9 protein-coding genes and 1 pseudogene are annotated in these 11,036 nt (G+C 40.7%); 6 read left to right on the top strand and 4 right to left on the bottom strand.

Features of this window, described 5'->3' with window-relative positions; all coding sequences use genetic code 11:
• The 4 genes from HRT50_RS15195 to ald form a co-directional block, all read right to left on the bottom strand.
• Positions 1-629, bottom strand: a 629-nt coding sequence (locus tag HRT50_RS15195) for an arginyltransferase (protein ID WP_291615983.1), incomplete at its 3' end; no start/stop codon positions are given.
• Positions 630-681: 52 nt separating this feature from the next.
• Positions 682-1,407 (bottom strand): leucyl/phenylalanyl-tRNA--protein transferase, encoded by a 726-nt coding sequence (gene aat, locus HRT50_RS15190; RefSeq protein WP_291615971.1) that lies wholly within the window; start codon positions 1,405-1,407, stop codon positions 682-684.
• A 171-nt stretch (positions 1,408-1,578) separates the two neighbouring features.
• Positions 1,579-2,529 (bottom strand): thioredoxin-disulfide reductase, encoded by a 951-nt coding sequence (gene trxB, locus HRT50_RS15185; protein ID WP_291615969.1) that lies wholly within the window; start codon positions 2,527-2,529, stop codon positions 1,579-1,581.
• A gap of 260 nt (positions 2,530-2,789) precedes the next feature.
• Complete coding sequence (ald, locus tag HRT50_RS15180) at positions 2,790-3,908, bottom strand: alanine dehydrogenase (RefSeq protein ID WP_291615968.1); 1,119 nt, start codon at positions 3,906-3,908, stop codon at positions 2,790-2,792.
• A gap of 157 nt (positions 3,909-4,065) precedes the next feature.
• Between ald and lrp the strand changes: the two genes are divergently transcribed.
• From lrp to HRT50_RS15150, 6 genes and pseudogenes are all read left to right on the top strand, one after another.
• On the top strand, positions 4,066-4,542 hold the full coding sequence (gene lrp / locus HRT50_RS15175) for a leucine-responsive transcriptional regulator Lrp (RefSeq protein ID WP_291615966.1): 477 nt from the start codon (positions 4,066-4,068) through the stop codon (positions 4,540-4,542).
• Positions 4,543-4,724: 182 nt separating this feature from the next.
• Positions 4,725-7,358, top strand: coding sequence for a DNA translocase FtsK (locus tag HRT50_RS15170; protein WP_291615964.1), 2,634 nt, complete (start codon positions 4,725-4,727; stop codon positions 7,356-7,358).
• Positions 7,359-7,433: 75 nt separating this feature from the next.
• Positions 7,434-8,237 carry an outer membrane lipoprotein chaperone LolA gene (gene lolA / locus HRT50_RS15165; RefSeq protein WP_291615962.1) on the top strand — a complete coding sequence of 268 codons (804 nt, stop codon included), beginning with the start codon at positions 7,434-7,436 and terminating at the stop codon, positions 8,235-8,237.
• Between the two features lie 157 nt (positions 8,238-8,394).
• A complete protein-coding gene (locus HRT50_RS15160) occupies positions 8,395-9,780 on the top strand; it encodes a replication-associated recombination protein A (RefSeq protein WP_291615986.1) in 1,386 nt (461 codons plus the stop codon).
• A complete protein-coding gene (gene crcB / locus HRT50_RS15155; protein ID WP_291615960.1) occupies positions 9,764-10,165 on the top strand; it encodes a fluoride efflux transporter CrcB in 402 nt (133 codons plus the stop codon). Before HRT50_RS15160 ends, crcB begins: the two co-directional genes overlap by 17 nt.
• Before the next feature lie 136 nt (positions 10,166-10,301).
• Positions 10,302-11,036, top strand: a pseudogene (locus HRT50_RS15150) (serine--tRNA ligase); the annotation flags it as partial.

Genomic DNA, 11,036 nt, shown 5'->3' with positions numbered 1-11,036 from the left:
TATAAATAAGGCAGAGACCTTTGTTGGCAAAAGCTTAGTTTGGTGAGAATAGAAAACACCCCTAAACCATTGGCTTTGAATTCTGGATGGTAAAAGGTATAAACGGCGGATAAGCCATTACTTAACACATCGGTTACGGCAACACATACCAGGGTCTCTTCTTTGAGGCCATTCTGCTCATTTGCTGGCGCCCAGGTTTCAATAAACAATTGTTTGGTTAAGTTACAGCTTAAAAAGCTTTGAAACTGTTTGAAGCTAGCGGGGTACATACTGCCGTCTTGGTGAAAGGTGTTGATATACGCTTCAAATAAAGGGTAATAGCTATCTTTTAACCGTGAAGATTGTTTAATAATGAAGTGGCTATTGCGCTTCCTTGAGCGTTTTTGACTTTTTGATGGAGTAAAGTCATTGCTTAATACACGAATTGACTGACAAGCATTACAATTAGGGCAGTGTGGTCGATAGCTTTGCTCACCGCTACGGCGAAAACCTTGTGTCATAAGCCAGCCATAACTTTCGCTGTTGGCTAGACGTTCATCAACAGCAATAAGCAGTCGCTCTTCTTTATCAGGTAAATAATTACAGGGAAATATTTTGCTTATACCCAGTTTATAAGAAATTTCATTCATTGATAATTTGCCAATTTTTGATAACTCTCAACGTTAATTATAACTAATTTCATTAGATTAGCGTTAATGTCCTAGCTTGCCAAAAATCATCTGGCACTTGCTTCGTTAGAGCATTTTTTTGTTTTAAGAGAAATTCAGTACGGCTAATTTCTTTAGCGCCCATGTCTTCGAGGAAAGGGTTAAGTAACTGACAATCGATAAAGTTAATATCAATGGTCTTGAGTAACTGACCTAGTGCAAGCAAGGCAAATTTTGAGGCGTTACTTTGTTTATAAAACATTGACTCGCCTGAGAAAAACCCATTAATAGCGACACCATACAGGCCGCCGACTAACGCTTTGTTACCCCCACCATCCTGATGCCATATTTCAATAGAATGAGCATGGCCTTGTTGATGCAAGTTAATGTAAGCTGCCTGCATATCATCAAGTATCCAAGTTTCGTCAGTGCGAAAGGGTGCATCGGCACAAAGTTGTATAACCTGAGTAAAGTCTTGGTTTAGGGTAATGGTATAAGGTGCTTTACGTATCGCTTTAGCCAAAGTACGGTTTATACGTAATTGCTCAATAGCGATAATGGCCCTTGGATCAGGTGACCACCACATTAACGGGTCCTCTTCGCTATACCAAGGAAAAATACCTTGGGAATAGGCGCTAAGTAACCTAGCACTAGATAAATCACCACCGAGTGCCAGCAAACCATTTGGCTCGATTAATGCGCAGCTTATCGGGGGGAAAGCTACACTGGCATCATCTAGTTGATACAGTAGTTGACTCATATTATCTTCCGAAAGTAACGAGTGTATTGCTATAAAAGCAAAATTCATAAATAAATAAACCACTTAAACTGTTAAAGCTCAAGTGGTTTATAAATGTGGCACTAATATGTCTAACAAGATGTCCAACAAGTAAATAACCTTAGCAACAGCTATTTACTTTAAGGCATCTACTTATTTAGCATCTAAGTAACGCTCAGCATCTAATGCTGCCATACAACCGGCACCTGCAGAAGTGATTGCTTGACGGTAAATATGATCAGCAACATCACCAGCAGCAAAGATACCTTCAACACTGGTTTGTGTTGCGTTACCTTGCGTGCCACTTTCTATGGTTAAATAACCATTTTTCATCTCTAGTTGATCTTTAAAGATATCAGTGTTTGGCTTGTGGCCAATGGCAATAAACACACCAGCGACATCAAGATCTTCGGTTTTATCAGACTGAGTTTCTTTTAAACGTAAACCAGTAACACCCATGTTATCACCCAATACTTCGTCTAAAGTACGGTGGGTGTGTAAAATAATATTACCGTTAGCCACTTTTGCATGTAAACGATCCGTTAAAATCTTTTCGCTACGGAAGGTATCTCGGCGGTGAATTAAATGAACTTCACTGGCAATGTTTGATAAATAAAGCGCTTCTTCAACCGCGGTATTACCACCACCAACAACAGCAACTTTTTGGTTTTTATAGAAGAAACCATCACAAGTAGCACAAGCTGAAACACCACGGCCCATAAAGGCTTCTTCTGAAGGCAAACCTAAGTATTGTGCTGAAGCGCCAGTACAGATAATTAAGGCATCACAAGTGAATACCCCATTATCACCCGTTAGAGTAAAAGGGCGTTTAGAAAAATCTACCTTGTTGATGTGATCAAAGATGATTTCAGTATCAAATTTCTCAGCATGTTTTTGCATACGTTCCATTAATGCAGGACCGGTTAAATCATCAGCATCGCCCGGCCAGTTTTCTACCTCAGTGGTTGTGGTTAATTGACCACCTTGTTGCATACCTGTGATCATTACCGGCTTTAAATTAGCGCGGGCTGCATAAACTGCAGCAGTATAACCAGCAGGGCCTGAGCCTAAAATTAGTAGGGGACAGTGTCTTACGTCGCTCATGGGTTCTCCAAGAAAAATTGATTACTTCGAAGTAGTTAACCTTTAACTACCTATCATTTATTAATTGGGATGATAAGGAAATAAAGCAAGGGGGTAAATAATTACTTCGTTATATGATAAATAAAAAAAAACGCACTTTTGCCTATCTGTAAGCAAAAGTGCGCTATTTGCGGTAAAAGACTAATCTAGCGAAAAGACTGTCGTCATGTTTACCGCGTTATTGAGTTGTTTCTTTGTTTAGCTTAGGCGTAAGTTCAGCTTTATGCGTTTAAGGCAACAGCTGGCTCAACATATTCATAACCTAAAACATCAGCAACTGGCTTGTAAGTGATTTTACCAGCGGCTACGTTTAAGCCTGCCATTAAATGCTCATCATCTAATAAAGCTTGTTTAGCACCTTTGTTTGCTATGGTAACTGCAAATGGCATAGTTGCATTTGTTAACGCCATAGTAGACGTACGCGCTACGCCACCTGGCATGTTAGCAACACAGTAATGCACTACATCATCAACAACATAAGTTGGCTCTTGATGCGTAGTTGCTTTTGAAGTTTCAAAACAGCCACCTTGGTCGATAGCAACATCAACAACAACAGCACCTTTCTTCATCGACTTTATGTGTGCTCTAGTCACTAATTTAGGAGCCGCAGCACCTGGAATTAATACCGCACCAATCACTAAGTCAGCTTCAACAATTAAGTGGTCCATGGCATCAGCAGTTGAATAAACAGTTTTCAAACGGCCATCAAATTCAGTATCTAATTGACGTAAACGCGGTAAAGAACGGTCTAAAATAGTCACGTCTGCGCCCATACCTACAGCCATACGAGCTGCTTGAGTACCAACAACACCACCACCAATGATTAATACTTTAGCTGGAGCAACACCTGGAACGCCACCTAATAAAGCACCTAAACCACCCTGTGCTTTTTCTAAAGCATGGGCACCGGCTTGAATAGACATACGACCAGCAACTTCAGACATAGGCGCTAACAAAGGTAAACCACCTGCTGCAGCGGTAACTGTTTCATAAGCAATACAAATTGCGCCAGAAGCAACTAATAACTCAGTTTGCTTAGGATCTGGTGCCAAATGTAAGTAAGTGAATAAGATTTGACCTGGGCGAAGCATATTACATTCAACCGGCTGTGGCTCTTTCACCTTGATGATCATATCGGCAGTGGCAAAAATTTCTGCCGCGCTATCAATTATTTTTGCACCAGCAGTGATATATTGTTCATTATCAAAACCAATGGATGCGCCGCCATTATTTTCAACAATTACTTGGTGACCATTGACGATCAATTCTTTAACACCTGCAGGTGTTAAGCCAATACGGTACTCGTGGTTTTTAATTTCTTTAGGTACACCAATAATCATATTTCTCTCTCTTAAGCGAAGCTTGTTGGAAGGCACTTTTGTCTGTGCTTGTAATATATGCGACTAGTATAGTAGTAACTTATTAGAATAACCTGTCGTTATTTACCATAATGCGATATATAATGCTACAAACAGCATAAAACGCAGAGTTATATAAATGAGCCTTAATAAAACCATTGATCGTATCGATAAAAACATTCTACTTGAGCTACAAAAAAATGGTCGTTTATCGAATGTTGAGCTGTCTAAGCGGGTAGGGTTAAGTCCAACACCCTGTTTAGAAAGGGTAAAACGCTTAGAAAAAGAGCAGTACATTAGTGGTTATAAAGCGATATTAAATCCGCTTAAGCTTGATGCGGCCTTATTAGTGTTTGTAGAGATAACGCTAACTAAAACCAGTCCCGATGTTTTTGATGATTTTGCTAAAGCCGTCGGTGAACTTGATGTTATTCAAGAATGTCATTTGGTTTCCGGTGATTTTGACTTCTTACTTAAAACTCGAGTAAAAGATATGCTGGCATATCGGGAACTACTCGGTGATACCTTGTTGCGTTTACCTGCGGTTAGTGAGAGTAGAACTTACGTGGTTATGGATGAAATTAAATCGACTAACCTCCTGCCCATTAAACGCTAGCGCTACAGAGCAAGTTTTACTGTGGATATTGAAGATAATTGACAACGTGTAGCTAAGTTTTAGCCCTTTTACTGAAATAATATACAGTAATGGCAATTTGTTGCTGCCAACTAAGCGCGAATTTGATACTTTAGCTTTGTAATGGGTGATTTTACCTATTTTATTTCCAATGGTACTTTTAATTGTCTTCAGATCTTATCGAAAATCCCGATGTTTCGCTTGATACATTGACCAATAAACAACTCACTGGCGTACAACGTCTACTTGAGGCTGGGTTATTGTTTTTCACTGTCTTTGCTATGTTTATGATGTTGGCCTTATTTAGTTTTGATCCCGCTGATCCCGGTTGGGCGCAAACGGGTTATCAAACTGAAGTGCGCAACTTAGGCGGCTCAGTTGGTGCTTATCTCTCAGATTTATTTTTAAACCTTTTTGGACTTATCGCTTATAGCTTACCCTTTGTTATTGCTATCGTCGGTTGGTTGTTGTTTCAACGCTTTCATGTCTTGCTCACCCTTGATTACTTAACACTAGGCTTAAAACTGATTGGTTTTTTCATGTTTTACTTAGGTGTTACCTCACTGGCAAGCATGAATTTTGATGACATCTTTTACTTTTCTGCCGGTGGTATTTTAGGCGATGTACTGAGTAAAACTTTACTGCCATATTTTTCTTTTGTTGGTTCTACCTTATTATTCCTACTATTTACCTGTGCAGGTTTTGTGTTGTTAACGGGGTTTTCTTGGCTTAAGTTTATTGACTGTGTTGGTCAATACGCCATTGTTGGCGCGCTGTGGCTAGCAAATGCTCCTAAATTGATTAAAGAGCACTTTGGCACCAGCGATAATGTTGACGTGACTGAATTAGGTAATGTTAAAAGCCGTTTGGTTGAAACTAAAGCAAGCGTTAAAGAAGAAAAAGCCAAGACAGAGCATTTACCTTCAAAACCAGTACCTTCAACAGAGTTACCTTCAGGTATTAATGCCAAAACAGCCACTATTGAATTGCCTGAGTTCTTCAATTTTGAAGAAGAGCCAACCACTACTAAACATGCCGCTCCTGTTAAAAGTGAACCTTTCATTGATATTGCAGAGTTAATGAGTGAGCCCAGTGTTGGTAATATTCAAGACCATGTCAGTGCGAAAGAAATTACCGCGGCTTTTGCTGAGGTAGATAAGCCTAATGTTGCGGATGATATTCAATCACCAATAGTAACACCAATGCCGGTTCTTGCGCCGTTAGTCTCAGTTGAGCAAAACCTAAGCGATAACAATGGCCAAGTTAATTTAGTTGCCGTTGAAGAAAGTAATTTTAAGGGCATGCCGTCTATCGATTTACTTGATAGACCTGATAAAGCGAAAAACCCAATTAATCAAGACGAATTGGATCAAGTTAGCCGCCTTGTTGAAGCAAAACTACTGGACTTTGGCGTACAAGCGCAAGTGGTTTCGGTATACCCAGGCCCAGTTATCACTCGCTTTGAATTAGACTTAGCGCCAGGGGTTAAAGTAAATAAAATTACTAGCTTGTCTAAAGATTTAGCCCGCGCCTTATCTGCCATAAGTGTGCGTGTGGTTGAAGTTATTCCAGGTAAGTCGGTTATTGGCTTAGAGTTACCCAATAAACATAGAGAAATTGTATATTTAAGTGAAGTTATTGGCTGTCCAGCTTTTGAAGAGTCAGCCTCTCCACTTGCCATGGTGTTAGGTAAAGATATTGCCGGCGACCCTGTGGTAGTCGATTTAGGTAAAATGCCACATTTACTGGTTGCGGGTACTACTGGCTCAGGTAAGTCTGTTGGTGTAAATACCATGATTGTTAGCTTATTGTATAAATCAACGCCTGAAGATGTGCGTATGATTATGATTGACCCAAAAATGCTTGAGTTGTCAGTGTATGAAGGCATTCCACATTTGCTCTCTGAAGTGGTTACCGATATGAAAGATGCCGCTAATGCATTGCGTTGGTGTGTTGGTGAAATGGAGCGTCGTTATAAAGTAATGTCTGCTGTTGGTGTGCGTAACTTAAAGGGTTACAACAAGAAAGTGCTTGAGGCGATTGCTGCCGGAGAGCCTTTAATTGACCCAACGTGGCAGCCTAATGATGGTATGGACCAAACACCACCACTGTTAGAAAAATTACCAAGCATTGTTGTTATCGTTGATGAATTTGCCGATATGATGATGATTGTCGGTAAGAAAGTTGAAGAGCTTATTGCCCGTATTGCGCAAAAAGCCCGAGCGGCAGGAATTCATTTGATACTGGCTACTCAGCGTCCATCTGTTGATGTTATTACCGGTTTAATTAAAGCGAATATTCCAACCCGTATGGCGTTTCAGGTCTCGTCAGGCTTGAACTCTCGTACCATTTTAGATCAACAAGGGGCAGAGCAGTTACTCGGTATGGGCGATATGCTTTATTTACCACCAGGTACCGGAGTACCAACGCGAGTGCATGGCGCTTTTGTTGATGATCACGAAGTTCATGCGGTAGTGAAAGATTGGAAATCTCGCGGTGAGCCAAATTACGTTGATGAAATACTGTCCGGTGAAAACGAACAAGATATCTTATTACCGGGAGAGCAAGCTGAAGGCAGCGATGCTGAAGAGGTTGATATCCTATTTGATGAAGCGGTTAATTTTGTCACTGAAAAACGTCGTGTGTCGATTTCGAGTGTGCAAAGACAATTTAGAATTGGTTATAACCGTTCGGCGCGTATTGTAGAGCAGATGGAAGTGCAAGGCATTGTCTCAACCCCGGGTAATAATGGCGCAAGAGAAGTATTAGCACCACCGCCTGTACGTGATACGTTATAACTTATCATTTAGCACTTACTATTTTCACTGTGTCAGTTAAACGCTGCCATAGTTCATCTTATTAGAAGTAAAACTATGCAAAACTATTTAATGCCAAATATTGTTATGAAAAATAAGCCAGCTAAGCCAAATAAGCAAACTACAAAGCCTTTTATCCGTACACTCGCGTTAACCGGTTTATTATTGCCGGTACTGCACTTTTCCCAAGCTACTGCTTATGCAGTCGAACCTATGGCTAAAGTAAACGCTGTAAGCACTGAAGCGGCACCAGAGCAAGTAAGTGAAGCGAAAGAACGCTTAATGACTAAGCTGGGTAAACTGGCTTTTTTCAGTGCTCAATTCACTCAGAAAATTATTAATGGACAAGGTCAAGTATTACAAGAAGGCTCAGGTACGCTTGCTATTAGTAAGCCCAATCTAGTGAATTGGCAGACCATCACGCCGGATGAAACCTTAATTGTCAGTGATGGTAATACCTTGTGGTTTTATGACCCTTTCATTGAACAAGCCAGTGCTTATAGCCTAGCGAAATCAATTCATAACACACCCATTTTGCTGTTAACCAGTGATGAACCACAACTTTGGCAGCAGTACGATGTTTCTCAAGAGAGTAATGTTGAAGCAGGCATGCGCTTCATTGTTACGCCAAAAGATAAAAATAGCCAAATTAAGCAGTTAACATTAAGTTTTTCTCATAGCAATTCTGTAAGCGCTGATGTCGGTGCAATAGATAGCCAGTTAACAGAGTTTTCATTTAAAGATGCCACCGGACAAATTAGCCAAATCAATTTAAGTCACTTTAATAGTAAAGATAAACCAGACGCGTCTTTATTTACCTTTACCTTACCTCAAGGCGTGAGACTTGAAGACCAGCGATAATTTACCTACAGGAAACTTACCTTCAGGCAAGGCACCTTCAGAGGGAGGTGATAGTGAAAGTTGTAGCGAAGGGCAACAAAGCTCACTGTTTGATCTTTCCCCGGAAGAGAGCGGTCTAGCCGCAGCGGATACTACTTTGTCTGCCGCGAATAGCTTTATGCCGTTGGCCGCTAAAATGCGCCCGAAAACTTTAGCCGATTATGTCGGACAAGAGCATATTCTTGGTAATAACTCACCCTTAGCGCAAGCAATTGCACAAGGGCATTGTCATTCGCTTATCTTTTGGGGTCCGCCTGGTAGTGGTAAAACCACCTTGGCAGAAATTATTGCCCAACATGCTAATGCTGAAATTGAGCGCGTGTCTGCTGTTACCTCGGGTATAAAAGAAATTCGTAGCGCCATTGAAAAAGCAAAATTACGCGCGCAAGGTGAGGGCAGTAATAAGCGTCGTACGGTACTGTTTGTTGATGAAGTGCATCGCTTTAATAAATCACAGCAAGATGCGTTTTTACCGCATATTGAAGATGGCACCATTATATTTATTGGCGCGACCACAGAAAATCCCGCTTTTGAATTAAACCAAGCGTTATTGTCACGTGCACGTTTGTATACCTTACAGAAATTAACGGGAGATGATTTAGCAAAAGTATTACAACGTGCTATTACGCTATGTGAAAGTGAGGGTGAAAGCGGACAATCACTGGTGATTGAACTGAGTGATGACGCCAAGCAAAGCCTACTTAATCGTAGTGATGGCGACGCCAGACGGTTACTTAATTTATTAGAAAACTGTCTTGATAGTACTGCAGTAATACGTGCAAACAAGCCGATAGATAAACAAAACGAACAGGGTGCTAACGCTAAGGTTAATGTTAAAACGATTACCGTTGAGCTTATAGCCCAAGTCGCAGGTAGCAAAATTGCCCTTTATGATAAAGGCGGCGATGCTTTTTACGATTTAATCAGTGCTTTTCATAAATCAGTGCGTGGTTCTAGCCCTGATGCTGCCTTATATTGGTATGCCAGAATTCTGACCGCTGGTGGCGATGCGCTTTATGTAGCCAGACGTTTACTGGCCATTGCCAGTGAAGATATTGGTAATGCTGATCCGCGCGCTATGCAACTGGCTATTAACGCTTGGGATACATTCCATCGTGTTGGACCAAGTGAAGGCGAACGGGCTATTGCTCAAGCTACGGTATATATGGCACTTGCTCCAAAGAGTAATGCTGTTTACCAAGCCTTTAATAAAGCAAAAATATTAGCGCAGCAAACCTGTGATTTAGATGTACCTTTGCACTTGAAAAATGCTACCAGTAGTATCACCAAAGAGCTTGGTCATGGCAGCGAATATCGCTATGCTCATGACGAAGTAAACGCCTTTGCCGCAGGAGAGAATTACTTCCCAGAAGCGTTAGCCAAAGCAAATAGCTCACACACCAGTTTGTATCAACCAACTGAACGCGGACTAGAGAAAAAACTCAAAGAAAAACTCGATTACTTAAACCAGCTTAATAGGAATAGCCATGAGCAGCGCTATTAGTAACTTTACTTTATATGCTTTTGTCGCCCTCGGTGGTGCCTGTGGAGCGAGCTTACGTTTTTATATTTCGCAATTAGTGTTAAATTGGCTCGGAAAAGGTTTCCCTTTTGCTACGTTGATGGTTAATATCACCGGCTCATTTATTATGGGTTTGCTATATCAGCTAATCGAACATGAAATTCTTGATATTAATGTTCATAGAACCTTAATAGGCATAGGTTTTTTAGGTGCATTTACCACCTTTTCTACATTTTCATTAGACTCCTTGTTATTATTGCAACAAGGCGAAGTGTTAAAAGCCGCGATTAATATTTTACTGAATGTTTCACTGTGTATTGGTGCTGCAGCGCTGGGAATGTTTATGGTATCGGCTTTAGCAAAATAGCTGCTGATTACGACAGTAACGCAGGTAGAATAAAGCAAACTTAGATAGAAAGCGCAATTTAGATTGAATAAACGTACTTTGTACTGAACAAAAAAATACAATTTTAATAACTTTATAAACAAGAATGTGAACAATTATGCTTGATGCAAAACTACTTAGAACTGATTTAGATAATATCGCTCAACAACTTGCCAAACGAGGCTTTGTATTAGATACCGCTGCGTTAAGCGCGTTAGAAGAGCAACGTAAAGCTATCCAAGTGAAAACTCAAGAGTTTCAAAGTGAACGTAACTCTCGTTCAAAGTCTATTGGTCAAGCGAAAGCGCGTGGCGAAGACATTGCTCCATTACTTGCACATGTTAGCCAACTGGGTGACTCACTTGATGCCGCGAAAGCTGAGCAAGATGAAGTTTTAGCTAAAATTGAGGCCATTGCTAGTGCTCTGCCAAATCTACTTGATGACTCTGTGCCAGACGGTAAAGACGAAGATGACAATGTAGAGATAAAGCGTTGGGGTACACCACGTGAGTTTGATTTTGACGTTAAAGATCACGTTGATTTAGGCTTTGCAGTTGATAAAGGCTTAGATTTTGAAAGCGGTGCTAAACTTGCGGGAACACGATTTGTGGTTATGCGTGGCAAAATTGCTAAGTTACACCGCGCTATTGCCCAGTTCATGCTTGATACACATACAGAAGAGCATGGTTACCTAGAAATGTACGTGCCGTATTTAGTTAATCCCACGTCATTATTTGGTACCGGACAATTGCCTAAGTTTGGTGAAGACTTATTCCACACGGACTTATCGAACAAAAAACTTTCATTAATTCCCACATCGGAAGTGCCACTGACTAACTTAGTGCGTGACGAA

The sequence above is a fragment of the Colwellia sp. genome (assembly GCF_013215345.1).
Lineage (GTDB): Bacteria > Pseudomonadota > Gammaproteobacteria > Enterobacterales > Alteromonadaceae > Colwellia.
The sequence above is the reverse complement of the archived record's forward strand: the minus strand, read 5'-3'. Positions and strand labels throughout refer to the sequence as shown.